Genomic DNA, 25,701 nt, shown 5'->3' with positions numbered 1-25,701 from the left:
CGCGGCTGCGTAAGTCTCTGGACAAGGATCGATCATGCAAAATACGTCTTCATTGAGCCAACCTTATGCCGATGGCGTGCCTCCACGTGAGTCCGCCATTTCGGCCGTGTCGTGGGCGGCGGTATTCGCCGGCGCGGTGATCGCCGCGGCGCTGTCGCTTGCATTGTTTGCCGGCGGCACCGGCCTCGGTTTTCTGTCCGTTTCGCCTTGGGGTGAGGAGGGCGTGTCGGCGCCCGCCATCGGCATTGGCATCATTGTCTGGATGCTGCTCACGCAGATCATTTCGTACGGCATCGGCGGCTATGTCGCCGGGCGCCTGCGGACGAAATGGGTCGACGTGCATTCCGATGAGGTCTACTTTCGCGACACCGCGCACGGCTTTCTGGTCTGGGCGCTGAGCGCCGTGGTCAGCGCCGCGCTGCTGGGCTCCGCGCTCGCGTCGATGGCTTCTGGCGTTGCCAAGGCCGGCGCTTCGGTGGCGGCCACGGCCGGCACGGCGGCAACCGCGGCGGCGACGGCCGGCGCGACCGGTGCGAGCAGTGGCGGTGGCATGGAGCGCGCAACCGACTATCTCACCGACACCCTGATGCGCTCGGAACGTCCCGAGGCCAACACCGATCCTGAAGCGGCGCGTGCCGAAGTTGGCCGCATCGTCGCCATGAGCATCACCCGCGGCGACATGACGCCGGCCGATCGCGACTACGTGGTGAAGGTCGTGGCCGCCCAGGCCGGTGTGGAACCCGCCGTCGCGCAGCGCCGCGTCGACGAGGCGATCCAGAACGCCAAGAAGACCGCGGAAGAAGCCAAGGTGAAGGCCAAGGAAGCTGCAGACGCAGCCCGCAAGGCTGCCGCGGCGTTCGCGTTGTGGGGCTTTGCATCGATGCTGATCGGCGCGTTCGTGGCGAGCCTGGCTGCCACCTGGGGCGGCCGCCGCCGCGATGCGGTCTATCGGGTTTAATGTGGTGCTTCGGGTGTAGATAATCCGCCCGAATGCAAAAGGGCCCGCACAGTGTGCGGGCCCTTTTAAATTCCTTGGTGGCGCATCCCTGATTCGAACAGGGGACCTGCGGATTATGATTCCGTCGCTCTAACCGGCTGAGCTAATGCGCCATCCTTTTTTCGCCGTTCGGTTTGCGTTGCAAGTGCCGATCAACGAAGAACGAAATTCTAGCACGAAGTTTTTTTGGAGTGCAAGTGGGCGCCAGCCAAATTTTTTCGGCCGGTCTGGACAACTTGTTCAGCCAGCGTTGGTGCGGTCGCGCGCCGCCCTTCAGGCATCCCGCGCGAGGCGGATGCCCGAGAACTGCCAGCGCGCCTCGGGCGGAAAGAAGTTGCGGTAGCTGGGCCGGATGTGGTCGCGCGGCGTTGCGCACGAGCCGCCCCGCAGCACGTACTGGTTGCACATGAACTTGCCGTTGTATTCGCCGACGGCGCCCGCGCTGGGCTGAAACCCGGGATAGGCGTCATAGCCGCTTGAGGTCCATTCCCACGCGTCGCCGAACAATTGCACGGGACCGCCCTGGCTGTGGCGCGCCGGGGCGGGGCGCGTGTCCAGGTGACCGTTTTCAAGCATGTTCGCGCGGGCCGAATAGGTGTCTTCCGACAACTGGCGCGCGGCGTATTCCCATTCCGCTTCGCGCGGCAGGCGCGCGCCGGCCCAGCGGGCGTAGGCGTCGGCCTCGAAGTAGCTGACGTGCGTGACCGGGGCGTGCAGCTCCAGGTCCTGCATGCCGCGCAGCGTGAAGACACGCCACGCATCGTCCGAGCTTTCCCAATACAGCGGGGCGCGCCAGCCTTGTGCGCTCACCATGTCCCACCCCATCGAGAGCCACAGTTCGGGCCGCTGGTACCCGCCATCCTGCATGAAGGCCAGGTATTCGCCCTGTGTCACGAGGCGATCGGACAGGGAGAAGGGCGTCAGCAGGACGTCGTGGGCCGGCCCTTCGTTGTCGAAGGCGAACCCGCGTCCGTCGTGGCCGATGCGCGTGATGCCGCCGTCGTACCGGGTCCAGCCCGGTGTGGTAGCGGGCGGCTGCGCGGGCTGGCCCGGCGCGACGTAAGCAGGCCTGAGCGGGTTGGCCGACAGCATGTGCTTCAGATCGGTCAGGATGAGTTCCTGATGCTGTTGCTCATGATTGAGTCCAAGCTCGAGCAGCGCGTCGAATTCGGGATCGTTGCCGCCCAGGCGCGAGATCAGCGCGTGCATCGCTTGGTCGACATGCTGCCGGTATTGCAGCACTTCCGACAGCGGCGGGCGCGACAACAGGCCGCGTTGGGGGCGCGGATGTTTTGCGCCGACGGCGTTGTAGTAGGAGTTGAAAAGCATCCGGTATTGCGGATGGAAGGGCGGACTGGACGCGTCATAGCGCGCCAGCAGGAAGGTCTCGAAGAACCAGGTGGTGTGCGCCAGATGCCATTTGACCGGACTGCAATCGGGCATGGATTGCACCTGGCAATCCTCCGGGCTCAAGGGCGCGGCCAAGGCGGCGGTGGTGGAGCGTACGGCGTCGTACCGGTCGTGCTGTCCGGCTTGTCCGCTGGCATAAGGCCCGATGGCGGGATGAGTCAGCAGGCATGCGGGGTCCATGGGGATATCTCCAGAATCGTGGGCGCCCTGCGTCAGGCGCGGGCGCTGAAAACAGAAAACCAGTCGCGGGCGTCCGACCAGTGCGCGATGTCGCGAAAGCCCGCGCGGTGGAGCAGATCGCTGAAGGCTTGCGGCGTGAATTTGTAGGAGTTCTCGGTGTGGATCCGTTCGCCGACCTTGAACTCGCGGTGGCCGCCGGGCCAGGCAACCTGCACGGCGCGCTGCGCCTCCAGGTGCATTTCGACACGCGAACGTTCGCTGTTGAAGAGCGCCACGTGGCGCCAGTCATCGACATTGAAATCGCTGCCGAGCACGGTGTTCACGTGGCGCAGCAGATTCAGGTTGAACGCGGCCGTCAGGTGCAGGGCGTCGTCATACGCCGGTTCCAGCACGCTCTTCGGTTTGACCCGATCGACGCCGACCACGAGTCCGCCGCCGGGACAGGCTTCCCGGATGCGCCGCAGCATGGCGTACGCGGCTTCGGGACCCAGATTGCCGATGCTGGAGCCGGGATAGAAGAACAGGCGTTGCTGTCCCGGAACGCCTTCGGGCATCGCCAGTTCATGTGAGAAATCCTGGCCGACAGCCGTGATCCGCATGTCCGGATACGAAAGCTTCAGGCGCCGCACGGCTGCCTGCAGATAGTCGGCCGAGATATCGACGGGCACATAGTGGCTGGGCCGCAGGCTGGCGAACAGCCGCTCGGCCTTGACGCAATCGCCGGCGCCCAGGTCGATCATGGCCTGCACGGGGCCGACGTGGCGCGCGATATCGATGCCGTGGCGCTGAAAGATCTCGTCTTCGCAACGCGTTGGATAGTATTCGGGCAGCTGCGTGATGGCCGTGAACAGCGACGAGCCGAGCGCGTCGTACAGGAACTTGGGATCGATGTGGGCGGCACTGTCGAGCAGCCCTTCGTGCAATTCGATCTGCTCGGCGCTGGGGTGCTGCGGCTCCTGCGCGATGAATTCGGGGGCGACGGCGGCGAGGAGTGCGGAAGGAGAAACCATGCGTTCAGTTCCTTTTTGGGGCGGTTGAAGCGCATTGCAAAGACTCATTGTGGCGGCTGGGGGGGTTTGCGTGTCAAGCGCCAGGCCTCTGAATGCAATGGACTTTTACGAAATCGAAATCGCGTTTGGCGGAATACGGGAAGGGGCCGCGAGGTCACGCGCAGGCGTTCCGACTCCGCCATCAGCAAGTTTCGGGCCGCTGAAATATCGGTTTACCGCTGGTTGCGAAAGCTCGGGCAGTTTTGGGCCGTTGGTGTGGACAATGGGACTTCCAAGAAAAAATCGAAGGAGCTAGCATGAATCGAAAGCACCAGCGCGCTGAAATGGCTTTGCATCGTGAACGCGTGAATGACAGCTTCCATGAGCTGCTCGCCGGCACGGAAGACCTTTTGCGTTCGACCGCCTCGTATACGGGCTCCGAAATCGAAGCGGCGCGCGCGCGCTTGAAGCGCCAGCTCGCCGATGCGCGTGAATCCGCTGGCGGCTGGGAAGGCGTCGCCCGCGAACGAGCCCGCCGGGCCACCGCTTACGCGGACGAATACGTGCATGAGAATGCATGGAAGTCGGTCGGCGTGGCGGCGATAGTGGGCGCCGTGCTCGGCTGCATTTTCGTGGCGGGTAATCGACGCTAGAGACGCATCATGAGCCCATTACCGGCATTGAGCCGGGGTGGGCCGCGCAATGCCCTGCAAGCACTGACGACCGACGCGCGCCGCTGGGCGCGCGCCGTCCTGTTTGCGTGCGTCGCATCCGTGCTCGCCGCCTGCGCCAGCGTCCCCGACGCGCAGGAGCGGCACGCGCGCGCCGCGCAAGCAGGCCTGTCCGCGGATGCGGCACAGGACAGCTATCGTCGCGGGCAAGGCATTGCTGCGGACCCTCAAACCCCCAAGGATGATTTTCTTGCACGGCACCTGGCGGTGGAGCAGGCGGTCAGCGGCGCGCCGCTGGTCAAGGGCAATCGGGTGCGCCTGCTTGCCGACGGGCCCAGCACGTACAAGGCGATGCTCCAATCCATCCCCAGGCGCGCCGCTACGTGCACATGGAAACGTACATTTTCGACGACGATGCGGAGGGCAATCGCTTTGCAGACGCGCTGATCGCGGCGCGCAACCGCGGCGCCGAGGTGTCGCTGATGGTGGACGCGGTCGGCACGATCAAGACGCCCGATGACCTTTTCCAGCGCATGCGCGACGCGGGCGTGCAGGTGGCGGTCTTCAATCCCGTCAATCCGGTCAACGCGCGCGCCGGCTGGTCACCCAATCAGCGCAACCACCGCAAGGTGCTGGTCGTCGACGGCAAGGTGGGCTACCTGGGCGGCATCAACGTCAGCAGCGTGTACGAGTCGTCTTCGTTCTCGGGCGGAAGCGGCTCCGGGTCGTCGGGATCCGGCGGCGGCTCGGGCGCCAAGGCGGGCGAGCCCGCCAAGGATGCCGACTCCGCGCCCTGGCGCGACACGCACCTGCGCATCGAAGGGCCGGCGGTGGCGCAGCTGGAACAGGTGTTGCAGGCCGGCTGGGCATCGCAGGCCAAGGAGCCCATCAAGGGCGGCGATTCGCACGTTGCGCCTGCGGTCGGCGACACCGCCGTCCGCATCCTTGCGAACCAGCCCGATCGCAGCGACGGCTACACGGTCTATCTGACGTTGATGTCGGCGTTCGAAAGCGCGCAGAAATCCATCCACATCACGATGGCGTACTTCGTGCCGGATCCGGCGTTCATCGAGGTGCTGCAATCCGCGGCGCGGCGCGGGGTGGACGTGGTGCTGGTGCTGCCGGGCTTCAGCGACTCGTCGCTGGTGTTTCATGCCGGGCGTTCGCACTACACCGATCTGCTGCGCTCGGGCGTGAAGATCTACGAACGCCGTGACGCCTTGCTGCATGCGAAGACGGCGGTGGTCGATGGCGTCTGGTCGACCGTGGGGTCCAGCAACATGGATTGGCGCAGCTTTGCGCTGAACTACGAGATCAACGCCGTGGTGCTGGGACCGGAGTTCGCGGCCGAGATGGAGGCGCTGTTCCAGCGCGACGTGGCCGATGCCGAGCAAGTGACGCCCGAGGCCTGGAAGGAGCGCGGCCTGGACGACCGCTTCATGGAGTCGTTCTCGCGCATGTTCGAGCGCTGGTTGTAGCGGGTGCGCGGGCGGCTCGGATCCTGTCCGCGCCGCCCGTCAGCGCCGTTCAGGAGTTGCCGGCCGCGGCGGCCTGTGCGGCGTGCTCGCGCGCCAGGGCCGTGGTGATGTCGTGGGTGGGCCGAAACGACTGCGCCTGCGCCATCGCCCAGCCTGCGCGGAAGACCTGGTGCCGGAACTCGCCGCGCAGCAACTCGCCAGGCGCCAGCTCCGGAAACAGCGCGGACAAGAGGCGGATTTCGCTGGGCGAGATGCGTCGCGCGATATGGTGCGGGCGCAACTGGCCCGGGTGGGTCAGGCCGGCTGCGGCCAGCAGTTCTGCAAGTGCATGCAGCGTGTTCTTGTGAAAATTGGCCACGCGCTGCGCCTTGTCGGGCACCACCAGCGCGCGTTGCCGTAGCGGATCCTGCGTGGTGACGCCGGTGGGGCATTTGCCGGTGTGGCAGGCCTGGGCCTGGATGCAGCCGATGGCAAACATGAAGCCGCGCGCGGCGTTGCACCAGTCGGCGCCCATCGCCATCACGCGGGCCATGTCGAACGCAGTGATGATCTTGCCGGACGCGCCCAGCTTGATGCGGTCGCGCAGGTTCACGCCGATCAGCGTGTTGTGCACGAGCCGCAGCGCCTCGCGCAGCGGCGTGCCCACGTGATCCACGAATTCCACGGGCGCTGCGCCCGTGCCGCCTTCCGCGCCGTCCACCACGATGAAGTCCGGGGTGATGCCGGTTTCAAGCATCGCCTTGACGATGGCGAACCACTCCCAGGGATGCCCCACACAGAACTTGAAGCCGACGGGCTTGCCGCCGGAGAGCTCGCGCAGGCGCGCCACGAATTTCATCAGGCCGATCGGACTGTCGAACGCGGAATGGCTGGCGGGCGAATTGCAGTCCTGCCAAGGCGCCACGCCCCGTGCCTCGGCGATTTCGATCGTCACCTTGCCCGCCGGCAGGATGCCGCCGTGGCCCGGCTTGGCGCCTTGCGACAGCTTGATCTCGATCATCTTGACCTGCGGCGTACAGGCGTTGCGCACAAACGCTTCTTCCGAAAACGCGCCGTGCTCGTCGCGGCAACCGAAATAGCCCGAGCCGATGTTCCAGACGAGGCTGCCGCCCGGCTGGCGATGGTAGCGGCTGATGCCGCCTTCGCCGGTGTCGTGCGCAAAGTCGCCTTGCCGCGCGCCTTCGTTCAGGGCCAGCACCGCGTTGGCCGACAGCGCGCCAAAGCTCATGGCCGACACGTTGAACACCGACATGGAATAGGGCTGCGTGCAGTCGGGCCCGCCCACGGTGACGCGAAAGTCCGTGTCGTTGATATGCGAGGGCGACATCGAATGGTTGATCCATTCGTAGCGGTCGCCGTAGACGTCTTCCTGCGTGCCGAAGGGGCGCTTGTCGATCTCGCGCTTGGCGCGCTGGTAGACGATGGAACGCTGCGCGCGGGAAAACGGCGAGGCCTGCGTGTCGTCCTCCAGGAAGTACTGCCGGATCTCGGGGCGGATGAATTCGAACAGGAATCGCAGGTTGCCGATGACCGGATAATTGCGGCGGATGGCGTGCCGAGGCTGGATCAGGTCGTACACGCCCAGCGCGCCCAGCAGCGCCAGCGGCACGGCTGCCGCAAGCCACCACAACGACGCGGTGGCGGCCAGGGCCGCGGTGATGGCCGCGCCTGCAAGGGTCAACAGAAAGGCCGTGAATCGGCCGGCAATCCAGTTCATGTCCGTCTCCGCTTTTCGGAATGCAGCAACCATACACCAGGGCCGCTGGCTGCCGGATGAATGGCGGGCCGCGTGCGCGTGCGCCGGCGCGTGCCTTGCGCAGCCGGAGGATAGGCTGAAAGGCGCATGTTCACTGGCTTGGCGGCCGGGCAAAAAAAATGGCCTCCTGCATCAGGAGGCCATTGTTGGAACACTGATTCTCAGCAGCTGGATGCCGGCGGTGTCTTTTCGACGGCCAGGCCGAACAGCGGACGCAGGTGCACGCCCAGTGCGCTGCCGGCAAACGCGGCAGGCAGCCACAGCCAGGCATGCAGGCTGCCCGACAGGATGCCGCTGAAGTAGGCGCCGATGTTGCAGCCGAAGGCCAGGCGCGAGCCATAGCCGAGCAGCAGGCCGCCGATCACGGCGCTCGCGAGCGAGCGCGCCGGCACCTTCCAGACGGGCGCGAACTTGCCGGCCGCGCTGGCGGCGGCCAGCGCGCCGAGCATGAGGCCGATGTCCATGACGGTGGTGACATCCTGGCGCAGCGGCGCGGCCAGCGACGGCTGCTTGGCCCAGTAGGCCCAGGTGGCGACGTCGCCGCCCAGGGCATCCAGCGTCTTGGCGCCCCACAAGGCGAAGGCGGACGTAATGCCCCAGGGGCGTCCGGCCAACGCCAGCGTTGCGAAGTTCAGCACGACGAGCGCCACGCCGCCCCACACGAGGGGCCACGGACCCTGCAGCAGCGAAACGGGGCGAGCCGTGCGCGAGGCGAAGGAAATCACGTGGCCATGACGGCGCTTTTCCAGCGTGGTGGCGACCCAGGCGATCAGCGCAAAGACGGCCAGATTGACGAGGATCGCGGGCGCCAGGCCCCAGGTCTTGATGAGCGACGTGGGCGCCAGCGCCGGCAGGCTGGACCACCAGCCGAAGTTGGCCGTGGCGATGACCGAACCCACGATGAAGAACAGCAGCGTCACCACCATGCGGGTGTTGCCGCCGCCCACCGCGAAGAGCGTGCCCGACGCGCATCCGCCGCCCAGCTGCATGCCGACGCCGAACAGGAACGCGCCCAGCAGGACCGAGACGCCCGGGGGCGACACGAAGCCGTTGACCGGCTGACCGAACAGCGTGCCGGCGGCCAGAAAGGGGAAGAACAGCAGCACGCCCACGGCGAGCATCAGCATCTGCGCGCGCAGGCCGGCCCCGCGGCGGTCCGATACGAACACGCGCCAGGCTTGCGTGAAACCGAACGACGCGTGGTACAGCGTGACGCCAAGCAGTGCGCCGACCACCCACAGCGCGCCCTGGCGCCAACTGACGGTCTGGTTGAGGTACAGGGCGCCGGCCAGGACCAGCAGCACCGCAATCCAGAGCGGCTTGCGATTGATGTGGATGGGCGGCAGGGCCGAGGGCAGCGGCAGGGAGGAGGCGTTGGCGCTCATGAAAATCCCGAGGATCAAGTCGTAAATGCAAACGGGTGCGAAAGGCGCACCCGTGGGAATGGACGTCAGTCTAGTCCTGTCAGTAAATATCTCAAACCAAGGATTCGTGCTTTAGCAATAACTTCAAGTTATATAGTGCCGCTGGTGAGTTCACGAGACGGGGTGCGCGCTGATCCACGCGACGAGCAGGCTGACCGTCACCACCGATGCCACGGTGCTGACCAGGATGGCGCGCGAGGTCACGCGGGCGTCGCGTCCATACATCTTGGCCAGCATGAACGGTCCGGTGCCGATGGGCAGCGCGCTCATCAGCACGGCCGTCCAGGCCCACAGCGGCGGCATCGAGAACACGTAGAACGCCAGCACCGCAGTCGCGGCCGGTTGCAGGAGCAGCTTGCCCAGCACCAGGCGCATCACGCCCGGTCCGGAGGCCGCGGTTTCCGTTTGCGCCAGAAAAAGGCCGATGGTCACCAGCGCGCACGGGCTGGCGGACGCGCCCAGCAAGGCCACATAGCGGTCGACGCCTTCGGGCAGACGGGCACCGGTTGCCGCCCAGGCAAGGCCGAGGACCGGGGCCGCCAGCAGCGGATTGCGGATCAGGGCGCGGCCTACCTTCAGCAGCGTCGCGGGCAGGTTGGGCGTCTGCTGCCGATCGAACTCGATGAGGGCGATGGCAAATCCGAAGAGCACGCTTGCGGTGAGCAGCGTGGTGAAAGTGGCGGGCGCCAGGCTGTCGGCGCCAAGCAGCGCCAGGCACAGCGGAATGCCCATGTATCCGGCGTTGGCGTAGGACGCCGCCAGGCCTTCGATGCTGCGGTCGGTGAGCGTCTGCGCGCGGCGCCCGCGCGCCAGGAACGAAACCACGAACGTGATGGCGATGCCGCCCGCAAACGCGCCGACGAAGCCCCAGTGCGCCATCTGCGCCAGGTCCACCTGCGTCATGGCGCGGAACAGCAGCGCGGGCAAGGACAGGTACACCACGTAGCGATTCAGCGCGTCGGTCGCGTGGGTGCCCAGGATGCGCCAGCGGGCGGCCAGCCAGCCGGTCAGTATCAGCGCAAAGACCGGCAGGGCGGCGGTGACGACGGCGTTCATGGGCGAGGGCGCAAGGGCGGAAAGGCGGTCATTCTACTTGGCGTCGCTGGCGGGCTTGCGGGTCACCAGCAGGATGCCCAGCGCGGCCAGCACCATGCCCGGCCAGGCCAGCGGGGGAATGGGTTCGCGCAGGATCAGCAGCGCAATGATCGCCGTGCAGGGCGGCACCAGGAAGAACAGCGCGGACACGCGGGAGGCCTCGCCGTGGCGGATCATGGCCAGCAGCAGGGTGATGGCGACCAGGGAGTTGCCGACGACCAGATAGGCGAGCGAGCCGAGCAAGGGGCCGGTCCATTCGATGCGCATGGGTTCCAGCCAGAATGCCAACGGCGCGGACACGGCAAGGCCCACGCCATACTGGACGAAGTTGGAGGCGACGGGATGGATCTGCGTGCCGAAGCGCTTTTCGTAGAGCGTGCCGCCCGTGAGGCAGAGCAGCGCGCCGACCGCGAACGCCAGCCCCAGCGGCGCCAGCACGTCGATCGAGGCCTTGGCCACGATCACGAGCGCGGCGCCCGCCACGCCCAGCGCCAGGCCGGCCCATCGCCGGGCGTCGACGCGTTCATGCGCGAGCGCGGGCGCCAGCAGGCCGATGAGGATGGGTTGAAGCGAGGTGATGAGGGCCACGCCGCCCGCCGACATTCCCTGCTTGAGCGAGAGGTAGGTGAAGCAGAAGTAGCCGGCCTGCAGCAGCAGGCCCACCATCGCCAGGTGCCCCCATGCGCTGGCCCGCGTGGGCAGCGGCGGCCGAAGCGCCAGCAGCAGCGGCGCAAGGATCAAGACAACGCACGCGTAGCGCAACGCCAGGAACGTCAGCGGATCGGCATAGGCCAGGCCCACCTTGAGCACGACAAAGCCGCTGGACCACAGCATAAGAAAGAGCGCGGGTGCGGCTTTCAACCAGGCAGGGGGCGCGGCAGGCGTCATGGCGGACCAAGGGCGGCAAGGGCAAGCCGCGATCGTACCCCTTTTCGCGCCTTCTTCATCCTTGCGAAAATGCGGCGTAGGATTCAGTTATTCATTTGCTGCAATGTAGGGGTAGGACATGTCGGCCAACAAAGAAGCAACGGTGCGTATTGCGCTGGGAACCTGGGATCGCTTGCGCGACGACGCTTATTCGGTGCGCCACGCGGTTTTCGTGGTCGAGCAGAACGTGCCGCCGGAAATCGAGATGGATGACGACGACGCGGTGTCGGTGCATGCCGTGGCGTATGGACCCGATGGCACGCCGATGGGCACGGGGCGCCTGTTGCCCGACGGTCACATCGGCCGCATGGCGGTTCACAAGCGCGCGCGCGGAATGGGCGTGGGCGGGCAGTTGCTCGATGCGCTGATCGGGCAGGGGCACGGCGACGGCCACCGCATGCTGGTGTTGCATGCCCAGACGCACGCCGCGGGCTTTTACGAGGCGCATGGCTTCAAGGCCGAAGGCGAAGAGTTCGTCGAGGCCGGCATCCCGCACGTGGTGATGACGCGCACGTTGAAGTAGGGAGCCGCGCTGTGGGCGTGCGCCGCAGCCGATGCGCGGCGGCGCCTCGCCCTGCGCAGTGTGGCGCGCACAAAGCAAAAACCCCGAACGCTTTCGCATTCGGGGTTTTTCTTTTGGCGCATCACGACAGGTACCTCGTGATGTAGTAATTGGTGCCCAGGAGAGGACTCGAACCTCCACACCTTGCGGCACACGGACCTGAACCGTGCGCGTCTACCAATTCCGCCACCTGGGCGCTGTTGCTTTACATGTTGCGTCGCTTTCGCTTCCGTTTCGTGTTCAGCAGCAGAGGAACGAGATTATGCACACTTTTTTTGAAGTGTGCAACTTGGTCTGCATTTTTTTCACTTTTTTTGTGCGGTCCGCTTTCGATATAGTGTCGGCCATGTCTCGATCCCTCTGTACGCGCTGCCTGCGCCCGCTGTCGCATTGCCTTTGCGCCCTGATCTCGTCGTTGTCCTGCCGCACCAGCGTGGTGGTCCTGCAGCATCCCAGCGAAGCGCGCCACGCGCTGAACACGGCGCGTCTGGCAGTGCTGGGAATCGCGGGCGCGCGCCGTGTCGTCGGTGAATATTTTTCCGAGGCGGAGTGGGCAGCGCCCGGGTACGCGCCGCGCCTGCTGTTTCCGGGAGAGGGCGCCGACGTGCTGACGCCGGGCTATGGCCAGGACATGGACTCGCCCATCCGGCTGATCGTGCCGGACGGCACGTGGGGGCATGCGCGCAAGCTGCTGCACATCAACCCGGCGCTTGCCGCGCTGCCGCGCGTCATGCTGCCGCCGGGCCTGTCGACGCGCTACCGTGTGCGCCATGCCGATGTGCCGGGCGCGTTGTCCACCATCGAGGCCGTGACGCACGCGCTCAATGCCATCGAGGCGCCGCGCAACTTCGACGCGCTGCTGGCGCCATTTGAGGCGTTGATCGATGGGCAGATCGACGGCATGGGCGCGGACCTTTACGCGCGTCATCATCTGAATCGCAAGGTGCCTTGGCGCTGACCGGGGAAAGCAAAACGCGTGGGGCAACGGAAATCCCCCGGCAAAGCAAAAGCCCCGCGGAAAGCAAAAGCCCCGGAAACCTTTCGATTTCCGGGGCTCTTAGCCTTTTGATCAAGCCAGTTTGAAACTGCCTTGATTAGAATTCCGTGGTGCCCAGGAGAGGACTCGAACCTCCACACCTTGCGGCACATGGACCTGAACCATGCGCGTCTACCAATTCCGCCACCTGGGCACTGAAAGATACTGTCAGAACTATGTGCTACGCTGCGTTCCAGTCGCGTGACTTGATTCAAGTTCTGAGCCTTGAACTAATCCATGCGTCCGAATGCAGTTGGTTTTACAATGGGTTTTTTTCAACCCGAGTTATCAGCTTTTTAATTCGGCTTCTAACTCTTCTGACCATTTCTGCTTCAGTGTTCAGCCTTGGGCGAACCACAGAAGCTGCGCATTATATACGGAAAATTTAGCTTTGGCAAAACGATCGAATAACGAATCGAATAACAACAGATCAACACCCTTGCCCGAAGCGCCGCCGGACTTCGACCCTGATGTTCCGTCCCGTGAAGCCATCCTGACAGCGCTGCGCGCCGCGGGTTCGCCGTTGTCGCCGGCTGAGCTGGCCGAACGCATGGGCGTCGAGCGCGAGGCGACGATGGTGGGCTTTGAGCGCCGCCTCGGTGCGATGGAGCGCGACGGGCAGTTGCTGCCCAATCGCAAGGGGGTGCTGCTGCTGGCGACCAAGCTCGATTTCGTGGCGGGCAAGGTGCTGGGGCATCGCGACGGCTTCGGATTCCTGCTGCGCGATGACGGCGGGCCGGATCTGTTCCTGTCGCCTCGCGAAATGCTCAAGGTGCTGCACGGCGACCGCGTGCTGGTCAAGCCGTCGGGCGAATACCGGGGCAAGCCGGAAGGCACCATCGTCGAAGTCATCGAGCGCCGCACCAACAAGCTGGTGGGCCGCTTCCTGCACGAGCACGGCCTGTCCATCGTCGTGCCCGAAGACCAGCGCATCAAGCACGACATCCTGATTCCGCCCAGCGACACCAACGGCGCCCAGCACGGGCAGGTGGTCGCGGTGGAAATCATGGCGCAGCCCACGCGCCACACGCAGCCGCTCGGCCGCGTGGCCGAGGTGCTGGGCGAGATCGACGATCCCGGCATGGAAATCGAAATTGCCGTGCGCAAGTTCGACGTGCCGGTCGACTTCACCGAAGGCGCCTTGAAGCAGGCCGCGCGCCTGCCCGACACGGTCCGCAAGTCCGACCTGAAAGACCGCGTCGATCTGCGCGACGTGCCGCTCATCACGATCGACGGCGAGGACGCGCGCGACTTCGACGACGCGGTGTACTGCGAGCCGGTCGAACTGGGCACGGGTCAACGCAAGCGTCCGGGCTGGCGCCTGCTGGTTGCCATTGCCGACGTCAGCCATTACGTGCGTCCGGGCGATGCGCTGGACGACGATGCGATGGAGCGCGGCACCAGCGTCTACTTCCCGCGCCGGGTCATCCCCATGTTGCCCGAGTCGCTGTCCAACGGCCTGTGCTCGCTCAACCCTGACGTCGACCGTCTGGTGCTGGTGTGCGACATGGTCATCCCGGCCAGCGGCGCCAAGGCCGGCACGGTCACGGCGTACCAGTTCTATAACGCGGTCATGCACTCGCACGCCCGCACCACCTACACCAACATCTGGGCGGCGCTGCAGCAGCCGGGCGGTCCGGCTGCGCATGCGATGCGCAGCGTGATGCCGCAGGTCCAGCACCTGTACGAGCTCTTCCAATTGCTGTCGCAAGGCCGCAAGAAGCGCGGCGCCATCGATTTCGACACGGTTGAAACCAAGATCGTCTGCAACGAGCTCGGCCGCATCGAACAGATCGTGCCGTCCGTGCGCAACGACGCGCACAAGCTGATCGAAGAGTGCATGCTGGCCGCGAACACCTGCGCGGCCGACTTCATGACGCGCAGCAAGCATCCCGGCCTGTACCGCATCCATGAGGGTCCCACGCCCGAGCGCCTGCAGTCGCTGCGCGAATTCCTGCGCACCATGGGGCTGTCGCTGGGCGGGGGCGACATGCCCACGGCCAAGGACTACGGCGATTTCCTGGATTCCGTGCGCGGGCGTCCCGACTACCAGCTGCTGCAGACCATGTGCCTGCGCTCGATGCAGCAGGCGGTCTACAGCCCCGACAACATGGGCCACTTCGGCCTGTCCTATCCGGGCTACAGCCACTTCACCTCGCCGATTCGCCGGTATCCCGACCTGCTCACGCACCGGGTCATCAAAGCGTTGCTCGCGGGGCAGCGGTATGTGCCCAGCCTGGACGATCACGCGGTTGTCATCGGCCGCAGCCAGCGCGAACACGAGCAGGCCATCTGGGAAAAGATGGGCTTGGTGCTGTCGGCCAGCGAGCGCCGCGCCGACGAGGCGTCGCGCGATGTCGAGGCCTGGCTCAAGTGCTGGTTCGTCAAGGAGCGCGTGGGCGAAGACTTTAGCGGCACGGTCACCGGCGTGGCAAGCTTCGGCATCTTCGTCACGCTGGACACGTTGCACGTCGAGGGCCTGGTGCACGTGTCGGAGCTGGGCGGCGAATACTTCCAGTTCAACGACGCCCTGCACGAACTGCGCGGCGAGCGTACCGGCATGCGTTACCGCCTGACCGACAAGGTGCAGGTGCAGGTCGCGCGCGTGGACCTGGAGGCGCGCCGCATCGAGTTCCGCCTGGTGCAGGGCACGAGCTTCGACGCGCTGCGCAAGGCGTCGGCGCGCGGGCCCGACGAACCCGTGCGCCGGGTCAAGAAGGCGGCTTCGCCCAAGCCCGCCGGCCTGAAGGGCCAGACCGCCAAGGAACGGCGCGCCGCGGCCAAGAAGGCCGGCAAGCCGCCCAAGGCCACGCAGCGGGCCGCGCCCGCCAAGAAGGCCGTCCGCAAGCGCCACTGACCGGCGGCGCGGATCCTTATGGCCATGCCGTCGTTCGGCGGCGTGGCCTAAGGGGGTAACATTGCGGTTAGTGCCGGCGCTGTCCGGTGGCCCGCCCCCTCTGGGGCGGGTATTCGTTTATCTAAAGGTATTGTTTTATGGCGTCGACCCAAGTCCTGGCCGGGTTTCACGCGGTTGTCGCGCGGCTGCGGCACGCGCCCGAGTCGATCAAGGAAATCTACGTCGAGGCCTCGCGCCGCGACAAGCGCATGCAGACATTCATCGAGCAGGCCGAGCGCGCCGGCTGCCGGCTTCACCCGGTTCCGATGGAACGCCTGGACGGCCTGGCGCGCGGCACGCGTCACCAGGGCGTCGTGGCGCTGGCCGACGAGCGCCAATTGGCGGTGGATGTCGACGAAGTGCTCGACGTGATCGAAGGGCCGCCGCTGCTGCTGATCCTTGATGGCGTGACCGACCCGCACAATCTGGGCGCTTGCCTGCGCACCGCCGACGCGGCGGGTGTGCATGCGGTGATCGCGCCGCGCGACCGGGCGGTGGGGCTGAACGCTACCGTGCAGCGCGTCGCCTGCGGCGCGGCGGACACGGTGCCGTACTTGATGGTGACGAACCTGGCGCGCACCATGCGCAGCCTGAAGGACCGGGGCGTGTGGCTCGTCGGGACGGACGATCAGGCCACCGACAGCATGCACAAGGTCGATGCCCGCCAGCCGATGGCGTGGGTCATGGGCGCGGAAGGCGAGGGCATGCGCCGCCTCACGCGCGAGACCTGCGACCAGCTCGTGAACATCCCGATGCTGGGTTCGGTGGAAAGCCTGAACGTCAGCGTCGCCAGCGCCGTCTGCCTGTACGAGACCGTGCGCCAGCGCCAATCGTGACCCGTCCCACCCTGTAGATTCCCTTCTTCAATTGCGTCAGCCCATCATGCACCAGAACGGCTTTACCACCACGATTCTCCATTCCGACCGCAATCAATCCGTCGAGCACGGAGCGGTGCACAAGCCGATGCACCCGTCGTCCGAATTCGCTTACGACGACGCGCGCGAGCTGGCTGCCGTATTTCAGGGCAAGGCGGGCTTCACGTATGCGCGCCAGGGTACGCCGACCACGACGGCGCTTGAGGCCAAGATCAGCCAGATGGAAGGCGGCAAGGGCACGGTCAGCTTTTCAACGGGCATGGCCGCGCTGGCCGCCATTTTCACCACGCTGCTGCGCCGGGGCGATCACCTGGTGTCCAGCCAATATGTGTTCGGCAACACCAACAGCCTGTTCGGCACGCTGCAGGAACTGGGCGTGGAGATCACCTTCGTGGACGCGACGGATTCGGCGCAGGTGCGCGCCGCCATCCAGCCCAATACGCGCATGGTCTTTACCGAGACCATCGCCAACCCGGGCACGCAGGTGGCCGACCTGGCCGTGATCGGCGAGATCTGCCGCGAGAAGGGGCTGGTCTATGTCGTGGACAACACGCTGACCTCGCCGTGGATGTTCCGGCCGGCCTCGGTCGGCGCGTCGCTGGTGATGAATTCGCTGTCCAAGTACATCGGCGGACACGGCAATGCGCTAGGCGGCGCCGTGACCGACACCGGCCTGTACGACTGGGCCGGCAACGACAACATCTACGAAGCCTATCGCAAGGGCGCGTCCACCGGCTGGGGGCTTACGCAGATCAAGAAGAAGGGCCTGCGCGACATGGGCGGCACGCTGGCCGCCGAGCCCGCGCACCGCATCGCGGTGGGCGCCGAGACGCTGGCGCTGCGCATGGCCAAACATTGTTCCAACGCGCTGGCGCTGGCGCGTTTGCTGCAAGCGCATCCTGGCGTGGCGAAGGTGCATTATCCGGGCCTGGCCAGCCACCCCCAGCATGAGCGGGCGGCGGCATTGTTCGGGTCGCGATTCGGCGGTCTGCTGGGCGTCGAACTGGCGGACGGCGTCGATTGCTTCGACTTCCTGAACCGCCTGCGCGTGGTGCTGATGGCGACGCACCTGGGCGATACGCGCAGCCTGGCGCTGCCGGCGGCGCACACGATCTATTACGAGATGGGCGGGGAGCGCCGCAAGCAGATGGGCATTGCGGACAGCCTGATCCGCGTGTCGGTCGGCATCGAGGACGAGGCCGATTTGCTGTTTGATTTCGATCAGGCGCTCAATGGTTGCCTGAAGGGATAATTCGGCAGCCGCGGCGCTCCGGGCAGGGGCGCCAGCAACGCAATCGGGCAGGAACCCATGCTTATTCAGATCGCAGAAGTCTTTACGCCGCAAGAGGCTGCCGACATCCGCCAGCGGCTGGATGCCGCGGACTGGGTGGACGGCAAGGTGACCGCAGGCCATCAGTCGGCCCAGGTCAAGCGCAACCGGCAACTGTCCGAGCAGCATCCGCTGGCGCAAGAGCTCGGCACGCTGATCCTGCAGCGCCTGTCGGCAAACAACCTCTTCATGTCGGCGGCGCTGCCGCGCAAGATCTTCCCGCCGCTCTTTAACCGCTACGAAGGCGGCGAGGCGTTCGGCTATCACGTGGACAACGCCGTGCGCGGCATCGCCGGCTCGGCCGAGCGTGTGCGCACCGACCTGTCCGCGACGCTGTTCTTCTCGGACCCCGACAGCTACGACGGCGGCGAGCTCGTCATCGACGACACCTATGGCCCGCGTGCCGTGAAGCTGCCGGCCGGACACATGGTGCTGTATCCGGGGACGAGCCTGCATAAAGTCAATCCCGTAACGCGCGGCGCGCGCGTCAGTTCATTTTTCTGGATGCAGAGCCTGGTGCGCGAAGACAGCCAGCGTGCGCTGCTGCTGGACATGGACGTCGCCATCCAACGCTTGAATCAAGATGTGGCAGGACATGCCTCAATTGTTCAGCTCACCGGCATTTATCACAATCTGCTGCGCCGCTGGGCCGACGTTTGATGAAGCTTAAAGTGTTTTTTTGCGGGTGTCGCGCAAACCCCAAATGAGCGTTTTTGTTTATTGCGGAATCGGCTAAAAGCTAGTATTGACGCGGGTTGCCGTGAGGTTTTCGCTTGACAGCCGCTCTACGCCAAGGCCTAATACACGTCTGCGTCGCTGACGGTTTGCAGGCATTAAGCCAGCAAATCCTAGGCGGCGCAGCAGTTTAAAAGTTGTGCTTTGCAGCGCAAGAAAAAAGTTTATCCACTGTCTGTTCGTCGTTTGCCTGGTCTCGCGTCCATTTCTGGCATTCCTTCCTGACGGCCATGAACTGCCGCCCCGGGCAGACTCCACACCTTGTGAGGGGTACACCTGCATGAACAAAACCGAACTCATCGATCACATCGCCAGCAAGGCCGATATCTCCAAGGCTGCAGCCGGCCGTTCGCTCGACGCCCTGATCGGTGCCGTGAAGACCACGCTGAAGAAGGGCGGTACGGTCACGCTGGTCGGTTTCGGCACGTTTGCCGTGTCGGCTCGCGCCGCGCGCACCGGCCGCAACCCGCGCACTGGCGAAACCATCAAGATCAAGAAGGCCAAGGTGCCGAAGTTCCGTCCGGGCAAGGCCCTGAAGGACGCTGTCAACTGATAGGACGGCAGCCGATCGCATGGCGCACGGCGCTGCGATTTGCCCACAAGTACGCGGTCCGGTATACTCCGGCCCGCGTATTGCTTTTGAGTACCCCAAATTGGCAATGTCCCCGCGCAAATGCGCCGGGCGATTGCACCGAAATGGGTGCTTAGCTCAGTTGGTAGAGCGGCGCCTTTACACGGCGTAGGTCACAGGTTCGACCCCTGTAGCACCCACCAGAAGCCCTCGCAGTTCACATCGAACCCGCACACATCCCGCCTCCGGCGACGTGGCGGGTTTTTTGTTTTCCGGGCCAGATTGCGTCGGTGCGTCTCTTCGAATTGAACCTCTGATCCGCATGGGTCTGGCCCCCCCCATGGCTAACGCGCCGTCACGGGCATGCCTCATGCTGCCTGCCTTTTCATAAGCGTTTTATTGATGCTGCCTTGATTCCGATCAGCAGTGTTACGCTGTTCCATTCGAAATACAACGTGCGAATCATTCGCATTTAAGATACTATGACGGGCTTGTACCGGTCAGCCGGCGCCGCGGTCTTGTGCGCGTCAACTTCCTGGCAGGCCGGAAAAGTCAATGCACCCTGGCTGATTCATGCCTAGTCTTCAACCCGGTTGGAATTCTTCTTCGCGGTCTTCTTTTGGTATTCGCGCAGGCGCTGGCCTGGCGGTCGTTGCGCTTCATGCAGCGGTGATCGGCGCCATTTTCATGGCGCCGGAGAGTCGTCCTGAATTGGAGGAACCCGAGGCGATCATGGTGAGCGTGGTGGATGCGCCCGTTCCCCAGATCGCCAAAGCCGAACCTACGCCCGAAGTGCCGCAGCCGGTCACCGAGACGCCGCCCGAGCCGGAACCCGAGATCGAGCCCGAACCCGAGCCCGAACCGGAATTGAAACCGGAACCCGAGCCGGAGCCGGAACCCGAGCCGGTGGTCGAAAAGCCGCCCATGCCGGCGCCCAAGCCGCCTCCGCCCAAACCCAAGCCGAAGCCCAAGCCCAAGCCTCAGCCCAAGCAGGAGGTCAAGCCCGAGCCCAAGCCCGAGACGCCGCCGCAGCAGACGCCGCCCAGCGGCGCGCCGGAAGGCACGCAGGCGCCGCAAGGCCCGACGCAGGGCCCGCCGCCCGATCAGCCCGTGCTGGTCTCGAGCATTGAATTCCAGGGCGCGCGTCCGATGCCCAACTATCCGATGGCATCGCGCCGCATGCGGGAAGAGGGGCGTGTCGTGGTGCTGGTGGAAATCAACACCCAGGGCCTGGTCGAGCGCGCGACCATCGACGCTTCGTCGGGGTTTCCGCGCCTGGACGAATCGGCGCTGGCAGCCGCCCGCAAAGGCCGTTTCAAGCCGTATACCCGCAATGGCGTGGCCTATCCCGCCAAAGCAAAAATTCCGTTCGATTTCGTAATGAGGAACTGAGATGTCCAACGCACTGCATAGCGCCACCCTGGTGGCGCAGGCGACCACCAGCCCGGCAGCAGCGCCGGCTGCCGCCGCCGCGCCCGCAGCCCAGCAGGCCGCCACGACGGGCGGCGAGGTCGCCCAGCAAGCTGCCGGCGCCGTTCAGCAGGCCGCTGGCGCCGTCCAGCAGTCGGCCGACGCGCTGCACAGCGCCGCCGCAGCGATTCCGCCCGCGCCGGCGCCGGTCCCCGACATGGGCTTTCTGCACTTCGTCGCGCAGAGCGACTTCGTGGGCAAGAGCCTGTTCGTCATCCTGATCCTCATGTCGCTGGTGACCTGGTATCTCATCCTGGTCAAGGCCGCCAGCAATGTCAGCATGCGCAAGCGTTCCGCCGACTTCCTGAACAAGTTCTGGAACGCCAGCTCGCTGGAACAGGTCGAGCACGAAATCAACACACACGGCGCGCGCGATCCGTTCTCGCATCTGGCCAGCCACGCCATGCACGCGCAGGCGCACCACAACAAGTTCGGCGCGACCAAGCTGGAAGAGTCGGGCAGCAATTCGGATTTCGTCACGCGCACCATGCGCAAGGTCATCGACGAAGAAACCGCCAAGCTGGAAAACGGCCTGACCGTGCTGGCCTCGGTGGGTTCGACGGCGCCGTTCGTCGGCCTGTTCGGTACGGTGTGGGGCGTGTATCACGCACTGGTCGGTATCGGCCTGTCCGACGGCGTGACCATCAACCGCATCGCCGGTCCGGTGGGCGAGGCCCTCATCATGACGGGCCTGGGCCTGGCGGTGGCAATTCCGGCCGTCCTGGCGTACAACACGTTCGTGCGCAACAACCGCGTGTTCCTGTCGCGCCTGGATGCCTTTGCGCATGATCTGTTTGCGTTCCTGACCACCGGCCAGCAAGTTGCACTGTCCGACGGCAAGGTGCGCGCGCTGCGTCGCCAGAACGGCCACGCGGTCCAACGCGGGAGCGAATGATGGCCTTTGGCAGCTTTGAGGGTAAAGGGTCCGGAAGCCATGCGGTGTCCGAGATCAACATGGTGCCCCTGATCGACGTCATGCTGGTGCTGCTGGTGATCTTCATCATCACGGCGCCGCTCTTGGCGCACTCGATCAAGATCAACATGCCCCAGGTGGCCGCCGAGCAGATCGAGGAAGAGCCCAAGACCGTGGACCTGGCCATCGATGCCAGCGGCGCGCTGTTCTGGGACGAGAAGCCGGTCAATATCGACGACCTGCCCAATCGCTTCAAGTCGATCGCCGGCACCAAGCCGCAGCCCGAGATCCGCATCCGCGCCGATCAGAACACCCGTTACGAAACGCTGGCCAAGGTCATGGCCTCGGCGCGCCGTTCGGGCATGACCCGGATCGGTTTCGTCACGACGCCGCCCTCTGGCGGCGCCCCGGCGGCCGGTGCGCCGGCAGGGGCGACGGCGCCCGCCGCGGCACCGTCCGGCCGGTGAACGAATCCGGAAAGGGGGGCGCATTTCGCGCCCCTTTTTTTTTGGATCGCGCTAGAATCGCGGCATGCGAGTTCTGGTAATCGAAGACGACACCACCCTGGGCCATGCGCTCCAGGAATTCCTGGCCGACCAGGGTTATGCGGTCGACTGGCTGACCGACGGCGACCGGGTTCTGGGCGCGTTGGCAGGCCAGCCGTATGACCTGATGCTGCTCGACCTCAACCTTCCCGGCATGAGCGGCTTGGACGTGCTGCGCCAGCTGCGCCAGGACGGCAATCAGGTTCCCGTGCTCATCCTTACCGCCCGCGATGGCATCGAAGACCGCGTTGCCGGTCTGGACGCCGGGGCGGACGACTACGTCACCAAGCCTTTTGAACTGCCCGAGCTTGCCGCGCGCGTGCGCGCCTTCGGCCGCCGCCGCGCGGGCCAGGCCCAGCCGCTCATCGAAGTCGGCCCGCTGGTGTTCGACACCGTTGGCCGCGAAGTGCGCGCCAACGGCCAGCGCTTGTCGCTGTCGGTGCGCGAGCTTTCCGTCCTCGAAATGCTGATGGCCCGCGTGGGCCGCGTCGTGACCAAGCGCCAGATCGTCAATTCCCTGTCCGCCTGGGATGCGGATTTCAGCGAGAATGCGGTCGAAGTCTATGTGTACCGCTTGCGCAAGCGCCTGGAAGGCACGGGCGCCAGCATCCAGACGGTACGCGGCTTTGGCTACATGCTGGATGTGGAAGCGGCCTGACGGGCCGGCCGCGGCCGGCGACCGCCAGCCGCGCGCATTCATCCGCCTCATTAAGGGCTTCGCGCCATGACGCAGGAACGCACCCCCCAACCGTCTCCGGCTGCGCGGCCTCCCATGCTTCCCTCCCGTTCATTGGCCCGGCATCTGGTCATCCGCCTGATGCCGCCCATCCTGCTGCTCGTCCTGCTGGACCTGGCGGCCACCTGGGTCATCACCCACAAGATCGACATGTCGTTGTGGATGCTGGAAGACTTCTTCTGGCTGATGGTCGTGGGCCAGGTGGCGCTGATTGCGCTGTTCGCGTGGGTGGTGATGCAGGGCGTGCGCTCCGGGCTGCGGTCGGTGAATCACCTGTCCGAAGAAATCCGGCAACGCTCCATCGACGACATGCAGCCGCTCGAGGTCGCCGGCGTGCCGGTGGAGATCGAGCCGCTGGTCACCCACACCAATGACCTGTTGCTGCGGCTGGATGCATCGCTGGCCGCGCAGCGCCGCTTCATCGGCCATGCCGCGCACCAGCTGCGCACGCCGTTGTCGGGCCTGCGGCTGGAATCCGAACTCATGCTGGCGCGTCCCTTGCCCGACGATGTCCGCGCCCGCGCCGAGCGCATCAAGGCCGTCAGCGACCGCATGATCCGGCTGGGCCAGCAGCTTCTGGTGCTGGCGCGCGCCGACCCGAATGCCCGGCCCCAGGACAGTTTCGTGCGCATCGATCTGTGCGAATGGGTGCGCGTGCATGGCGCGGAATGGTTTCCGCGCGTGCGCGAGGCGCACTACGAACTGGACCTGGCCGCGCCCGAAACGCCCATCTGGATCGACGCGGATCCCTTGCTGCTGGCCGAGCTCCTGGGCAACCTGATCGACAACGCGCTGCGCTATGGCAACCCCACGGGCCGCATCACGCTGATCGTCGGTGCCAATCCCCCCTCGCTGACCGTTGAAGACGACGGTCCCGGCATCCCGCCCGAAGAGCGCGACCGCGTGTTCGAGGCGTTCTACCGGTCGCCCACGGCCACGGCCGGCGGCTCGGGGTTGGGACTAGCCATCGTGCGTGAGATCGCGCATGCGCACGGCGCGTGGTGGAAGCTCACGAGCCGGCCCGATTTTTCCGGAACGCGGCTGTCCGTCGTGTTCCCCGGCCCCCGCAAGGGGGCTCAACTCACTCGCCAAGAACCTGCATCATGAGCCAAGGCACGGTCAGCGCTGCTTCTTTGCCCCCCGGCCACCCCGGCGGCGCGCACGCGCCGTCGTCGCGCGCCGCCCTGATCCTGGGCGCCCTGGGCGTGGTGTACGGCGATATCGGCACCAGCCCGCTGTACACCCTGCGCGCCTGCCTGACCGGCCTGAGCGTGCATACCGATCTGGAACCGGCCCACCTGCTGGGCGTGCTGTCCATCCTGTTCTGGATGCTGATGGTGGTGGTGTCCCTGAAATACGTCATGCTGGTGCTGCGCGCGGACAACCGCGGCGAGGGCGGCACGCTGGCGCTGCTGGAGCTGGCGGTGCGTGCCCGCGAGGGCAAGCTGCGCTGGATCCTGATCGTGCTGGGCATCTTCGGCGCGGCGCTGTTCTACGGCGACAGCATGATCACCCCGGCAATTTCCGTCTTGTCGGCCCTGGAAGGCATCGGCATCGTGTCGCACACGCTGGACCGCTGGGTGGTGCCGATCGCACTGGTGGTCCTCATCGCGCTGTTTGCGATCCAGTCGCGCGGCACGGCGACGATGGGCAAGCTGTTTGGCCCCGTGATGTTCCTGTGGTTCGCCACGCTGGCCGCGCTGGGCGGCTGGCAGATCTGGCAGACGCCCGAGATTCTGGCCGCGCTGAATCCGATATGGGGGCTGCGCTTCATCGTGGAAGCGCCGTGGGTGAGCTTTGTGCTGCTGGGCGCGGTGGTGCTGGCGCTGACTGGCGCCGAGGCGCTGTATGCCGACATGGGTCATTTTGGGCGCCCGGCGATCCGCCGCGCCTGGTTCAGCATGGTGCTGCCGGCGCTGACGCTGTGCTACTTCGGCCAGGGAGCGCTGCTGCTGCGCGATCCCACCGCGATCCGCAATCCCTTTTTCCTGATGGCCCCGGAATGGGGGCTTGCCCCGCTGGTCGCGCTGGCCACCGTCGCCACCATCGTCGCCTCGCAGGCGGTCATCTCGGGCGCCTATTCGGTGACGCGCCAGGCGGTGCAGCTGGGCTTCTGGCCGCGCATGCAGATCCTGCACACGTCCGCCATCGAAAAAGGCCAGATCTACCTGCCGCAGGTCAACGCGTTGCTGCTGTGCGCGGTGCTTGTCCTGGTGCTGTGGTTCCGCAACTCCGACAACCTGGCAGCCGCCTATGGCTTCGCCGTGACGGGCACGATGCTCACGACGTCGGTGCTGGCGTTCGCGGTGCTGCCGCGCGGCACCACGGGCGTCAAGCGCATGATGTGGTTCCTGGTGCTGGGCTTGTTGCTGCTGCTGGACGTGCTGCTGTTTTCGGCCAACGTCTTCAAGATCCACGAGGGCGGCTGGCTGCCGCTGGTAGTGGCGATCGTGGTGTTCACGCTGATGATGACGTGGCGCCGCGGCCGGCACCTGCTGTCCGACATGCAGCAGCGCGACCGCCAGCCGCTCAAGGAATTCATGGAGCAGCTTGAGCAATACCCGCCGTCGCGGGTGCCGGGCACCGCGATCTTCATGACGATGAATTCGGGCAATGTCCCGTCGGCACTGCTGCATAACCTGAAGCACAACAAGGTGCTGCACGACCAGGTGCTGTTCCTGACGATCCTGTCGGCCGACGTGCCGTACATCGCGCCGGAAGAGCGCTTCGAGGTGAACCGGCTCAGCGCATCGAGTTGGGCCGCGACGATCAACTACGGGTTCAAGGAAGATCCGGACGTGCCGGAGGCGCTGCGCCTGATCGCAGAGGGCTACCCCGAACTGGATCTGGAACCGATGCGCACGTCGTACTTCCTGTCGCGCCAGACCGTGGTGGCGGCCAAAAAGCCCGCCTTGTCGCGCTGGCGGCGCGCGGTCTTCTCGTTCATGGCGCGCAACTCCACCCGCAGCACCAAGTTCTTCAAGATCCCGGCGAACCGGGTGGTGGAAATGGGCATGCAGGTCGAACTCTAGGCGCGCCGCGCCGCGGTCAGGCGAAAAAAAACCCTCGGTGTGAAAACCGAGGGTTTTTTATTGGACCTTGAAG

21 protein-coding genes, 4 tRNA genes and 1 pseudogene are annotated in these 25,701 nt (G+C 65.7%); 17 read left to right on the top strand and 9 right to left on the bottom strand.

The genetic code is table 11. The features are described 5' to 3' along the window. The first annotated feature begins 34 nt into the window (after positions 1-34). On the top strand, positions 35-958 hold the full coding sequence (locus KVT32_RS16845; RefSeq protein WP_217618548.1) for a hypothetical protein: 924 nt from the start codon (positions 35-37) through the stop codon (positions 956-958). 75 nt (positions 959-1,033) lie between these two features. Here the strand turns inward: KVT32_RS16845 and KVT32_RS16840 are convergent. From KVT32_RS16840 to egtD, 3 genes are all read right to left on the bottom strand, one after another. After that, positions 1,034-1,110: transfer RNA gene (locus tag KVT32_RS16840), tRNA-Met, on the bottom strand. Between the two features lie 160 nt (positions 1,111-1,270). Continuing rightward, a complete protein-coding gene (gene egtB, locus KVT32_RS16835; RefSeq protein ID WP_152383852.1) occupies positions 1,271-2,587 on the bottom strand; it encodes an ergothioneine biosynthesis protein EgtB in 1,317 nt (438 codons plus the stop codon). A 32-nt stretch (positions 2,588-2,619) separates the two neighbouring features. Continuing rightward, complete coding sequence (gene egtD, locus KVT32_RS16830; RefSeq protein ID WP_217618547.1) at positions 2,620-3,597, bottom strand: L-histidine N(alpha)-methyltransferase; 978 nt, start codon at positions 3,595-3,597, stop codon at positions 2,620-2,622. Between the two features lie 296 nt (positions 3,598-3,893). On the opposite strand from egtD, the gene KVT32_RS16825 reads away from it, so the two are divergent. Continuing rightward, positions 3,894-4,229, top strand: a complete 336-nt coding sequence (locus tag KVT32_RS16825; RefSeq protein WP_056320053.1) for a YqjD family protein — start codon at positions 3,894-3,896, stop codon at positions 4,227-4,229. Between the two features lie 9 nt (positions 4,230-4,238). Then, positions 4,239-5,725, top strand: a pseudogene (locus KVT32_RS16820) (phosphatidylserine/phosphatidylglycerophosphate/cardiolipin synthase family protein). Positions 5,726-5,774: 49 nt separating this feature from the next. Here KVT32_RS16820 and KVT32_RS16815 read toward each other — a convergent pair. The 4 genes from KVT32_RS16815 to KVT32_RS16800 all read right to left on the bottom strand — a co-directional run bounded on the left by KVT32_RS16815 (position 5,775) and on the right by KVT32_RS16800 (position 10,888). Then, the gene (locus KVT32_RS16815) at positions 5,775-7,442 is read right to left on the bottom strand and encodes an FMN-binding glutamate synthase family protein (protein WP_217618546.1); all 1,668 of its coding nucleotides are present in this window, start codon (positions 7,440-7,442) and stop codon (positions 5,775-5,777) included. Positions 7,443-7,642: 200 nt separating this feature from the next. Beyond that, the gene (locus KVT32_RS16810) at positions 7,643-8,866 is read right to left on the bottom strand and encodes a YeeE/YedE family protein (RefSeq protein ID WP_217618545.1); all 1,224 of its coding nucleotides are present in this window, start codon (positions 8,864-8,866) and stop codon (positions 7,643-7,645) included. A 150-nt stretch (positions 8,867-9,016) separates the two neighbouring features. Next, positions 9,017-9,961, bottom strand: a complete 945-nt coding sequence (locus KVT32_RS16805; RefSeq protein WP_142049863.1) for an AEC family transporter — start codon at positions 9,959-9,961, stop codon at positions 9,017-9,019. A gap of 33 nt (positions 9,962-9,994) precedes the next feature. Continuing rightward, positions 9,995-10,888 carry a DMT family transporter gene (locus KVT32_RS16800; protein ID WP_152383856.1) on the bottom strand — a complete coding sequence of 298 codons (894 nt, stop codon included), beginning with the start codon at positions 10,886-10,888 and terminating at the stop codon, positions 9,995-9,997. Between the two features lie 118 nt (positions 10,889-11,006). On the opposite strand from KVT32_RS16800, the gene KVT32_RS16795 reads away from it, so the two are divergent. After that, positions 11,007-11,450, top strand: coding sequence for a GNAT family N-acetyltransferase (locus KVT32_RS16795; protein ID WP_056320068.1), 444 nt, complete (start codon positions 11,007-11,009; stop codon positions 11,448-11,450). A 150-nt stretch (positions 11,451-11,600) separates the two neighbouring features. Here the strand turns inward: KVT32_RS16795 and KVT32_RS16790 are convergent. After that, positions 11,601-11,685, bottom strand: a tRNA-Leu gene (locus KVT32_RS16790). 150 nt (positions 11,686-11,835) lie between these two features. On the opposite strand from KVT32_RS16790, the gene KVT32_RS16785 reads away from it, so the two are divergent. Beyond that, complete coding sequence (locus KVT32_RS16785) at positions 11,836-12,447, top strand: tRNA-uridine aminocarboxypropyltransferase (RefSeq protein ID WP_175156854.1); 612 nt, start codon at positions 11,836-11,838, stop codon at positions 12,445-12,447. Positions 12,448-12,594: 147 nt separating this feature from the next. On the opposite strand, the gene KVT32_RS16780 is transcribed toward KVT32_RS16785, so the two are convergent. Next, positions 12,595-12,679 (bottom strand) — tRNA-Leu (locus KVT32_RS16780). Between the two features lie 237 nt (positions 12,680-12,916). Between KVT32_RS16780 and rnr the strand changes: the two genes are divergently transcribed. The 12 genes from rnr to KVT32_RS16720 all read left to right on the top strand — a co-directional run bounded on the left by rnr (position 12,917) and on the right by KVT32_RS16720 (position 25,628). Further along, on the top strand, positions 12,917-15,382 hold the full coding sequence (gene rnr, locus KVT32_RS16775; RefSeq protein ID WP_217618544.1) for a ribonuclease R: 2,466 nt from the start codon (positions 12,917-12,919) through the stop codon (positions 15,380-15,382). A gap of 137 nt (positions 15,383-15,519) precedes the next feature. Next, positions 15,520-16,257 (top strand): 23S rRNA (guanosine(2251)-2'-O)-methyltransferase RlmB, encoded by a 738-nt coding sequence (rlmB, locus tag KVT32_RS16770; RefSeq protein WP_056320073.1) that lies wholly within the window; start codon positions 15,520-15,522, stop codon positions 16,255-16,257. Between the two features lie 46 nt (positions 16,258-16,303). Beyond that, on the top strand, positions 16,304-17,548 hold the full coding sequence (locus tag KVT32_RS16765; RefSeq protein ID WP_217618543.1) for a cystathionine gamma-synthase family protein: 1,245 nt from the start codon (positions 16,304-16,306) through the stop codon (positions 17,546-17,548). Between the two features lie 57 nt (positions 17,549-17,605). Continuing rightward, positions 17,606-18,286 carry a Fe2+-dependent dioxygenase gene (locus tag KVT32_RS16760; protein ID WP_062838441.1) on the top strand — a complete coding sequence of 227 codons (681 nt, stop codon included), beginning with the start codon at positions 17,606-17,608 and terminating at the stop codon, positions 18,284-18,286. A gap of 355 nt (positions 18,287-18,641) precedes the next feature. Further along, complete coding sequence (locus KVT32_RS16755) at positions 18,642-18,914, top strand: HU family DNA-binding protein (RefSeq protein ID WP_003812968.1); 273 nt, start codon at positions 18,642-18,644, stop codon at positions 18,912-18,914. A gap of 145 nt (positions 18,915-19,059) precedes the next feature. Next, positions 19,060-19,135 (top strand) — tRNA-Val (locus KVT32_RS16750). A gap of 370 nt (positions 19,136-19,505) precedes the next feature. Then, a complete protein-coding gene (locus KVT32_RS16745) occupies positions 19,506-20,324 on the top strand; it encodes an energy transducer TonB (protein ID WP_062838440.1) in 819 nt (272 codons plus the stop codon). Position 20,325: 1 nt separating this feature from the next. Continuing rightward, a complete protein-coding gene (locus KVT32_RS16740) occupies positions 20,326-21,297 on the top strand; it encodes a MotA/TolQ/ExbB proton channel family protein (RefSeq protein ID WP_056320084.1) in 972 nt (323 codons plus the stop codon). Further along, positions 21,297-21,782 carry a biopolymer transporter ExbD gene (locus KVT32_RS16735; protein WP_152385441.1) on the top strand — a complete coding sequence of 162 codons (486 nt, stop codon included), beginning with the start codon at positions 21,297-21,299 and terminating at the stop codon, positions 21,780-21,782. Before KVT32_RS16740 ends, KVT32_RS16735 begins: the two co-directional genes overlap by 1 nt. Before the next feature lie 64 nt (positions 21,783-21,846). Beyond that, positions 21,847-22,518: a response regulator transcription factor gene (locus tag KVT32_RS16730; RefSeq protein WP_008164454.1), complete on the top strand. Its 672-nt coding sequence runs from the start codon at positions 21,847-21,849 to the stop codon at positions 22,516-22,518. Positions 22,519-22,632: 114 nt separating this feature from the next. Continuing rightward, on the top strand, positions 22,633-23,703 hold the full coding sequence (locus tag KVT32_RS16725; protein WP_063952906.1) for a HAMP domain-containing sensor histidine kinase: 1,071 nt from the start codon (positions 22,633-22,635) through the stop codon (positions 23,701-23,703). Further along, a complete protein-coding gene (locus KVT32_RS16720; RefSeq protein WP_217618542.1) occupies positions 23,700-25,628 on the top strand; it encodes a potassium transporter Kup in 1,929 nt (642 codons plus the stop codon). The genes KVT32_RS16725 and KVT32_RS16720 overlap by 4 nt, the downstream gene beginning before the upstream one ends. Positions 25,629-25,701 lie beyond the last annotated feature (73 nt).

It is taken from the genome of Achromobacter sp. GbtcB20 (assembly GCF_019091095.1).
Taxonomy (GTDB): domain Bacteria; phylum Pseudomonadota; class Gammaproteobacteria; order Burkholderiales; family Burkholderiaceae_B; genus Achromobacter; species Achromobacter mucicolens.
This window is presented reverse-complemented; position numbering and strand designations above follow the sequence as displayed.

Bases quoted from the DNA above. Each gene is read 5' to 3' on its own strand.
- KVT32_RS16845 (WP_217618548.1), top strand. From the start codon at position 35: ATGCAAAATACGTCTTCATTGAGCCAACCTTATGCCGATGGCGTGCCT.
- egtB (WP_152383852.1), bottom strand. From the start codon at position 2,587: ATGGACCCCGCATGCCTGCTGACTCATCCCGCCATCGGGCCTTATGCC.
- egtD (WP_217618547.1), bottom strand. From the start codon at position 3,597: ATGGTTTCTCCTTCCGCACTCCTCGCCGCCGTCGCCCCCGAATTCATC.
- KVT32_RS16825 (WP_056320053.1), top strand. From the start codon at position 3,894: ATGAATCGAAAGCACCAGCGCGCTGAAATGGCTTTGCATCGTGAACGC.
- KVT32_RS16815 (WP_217618546.1), bottom strand. From the start codon at position 7,442: ATGAACTGGATTGCCGGCCGATTCACGGCCTTTCTGTTGACCCTTGCA.
- KVT32_RS16810 (WP_217618545.1), bottom strand. From the start codon at position 8,866: ATGAGCGCCAACGCCTCCTCCCTGCCGCTGCCCTCGGCCCTGCCGCCC.
- KVT32_RS16805 (WP_142049863.1), bottom strand. From the start codon at position 9,961: ATGAACGCCGTCGTCACCGCCGCCCTGCCGGTCTTTGCGCTGATACTG.
- KVT32_RS16800 (WP_152383856.1), bottom strand. From the start codon at position 10,888: ATGACGCCTGCCGCGCCCCCTGCCTGGTTGAAAGCCGCACCCGCGCTC.
- KVT32_RS16795 (WP_056320068.1), top strand. From the start codon at position 11,007: ATGTCGGCCAACAAAGAAGCAACGGTGCGTATTGCGCTGGGAACCTGG.
- KVT32_RS16785 (WP_175156854.1), top strand. From the start codon at position 11,836: ATGTCTCGATCCCTCTGTACGCGCTGCCTGCGCCCGCTGTCGCATTGC.
- rlmB (WP_056320073.1), top strand. From the start codon at position 15,520: ATGGCGTCGACCCAAGTCCTGGCCGGGTTTCACGCGGTTGTCGCGCGG.
- KVT32_RS16765 (WP_217618543.1), top strand. From the start codon at position 16,304: ATGCACCAGAACGGCTTTACCACCACGATTCTCCATTCCGACCGCAAT.
- KVT32_RS16760 (WP_062838441.1), top strand. From the start codon at position 17,606: ATGCTTATTCAGATCGCAGAAGTCTTTACGCCGCAAGAGGCTGCCGAC.
- KVT32_RS16755 (WP_003812968.1), top strand. From the start codon at position 18,642: ATGAACAAAACCGAACTCATCGATCACATCGCCAGCAAGGCCGATATC.
- KVT32_RS16745 (WP_062838440.1), top strand. From the start codon at position 19,506: ATGCCTAGTCTTCAACCCGGTTGGAATTCTTCTTCGCGGTCTTCTTTT.
- KVT32_RS16740 (WP_056320084.1), top strand. From the start codon at position 20,326: ATGTCCAACGCACTGCATAGCGCCACCCTGGTGGCGCAGGCGACCACC.
- KVT32_RS16735 (WP_152385441.1), top strand. From the start codon at position 21,297: ATGGCCTTTGGCAGCTTTGAGGGTAAAGGGTCCGGAAGCCATGCGGTG.
- KVT32_RS16730 (WP_008164454.1), top strand. From the start codon at position 21,847: ATGCGAGTTCTGGTAATCGAAGACGACACCACCCTGGGCCATGCGCTC.
- KVT32_RS16725 (WP_063952906.1), top strand. From the start codon at position 22,633: ATGCTTCCCTCCCGTTCATTGGCCCGGCATCTGGTCATCCGCCTGATG.
- KVT32_RS16720 (WP_217618542.1), top strand. From the start codon at position 23,700: ATGAGCCAAGGCACGGTCAGCGCTGCTTCTTTGCCCCCCGGCCACCCC.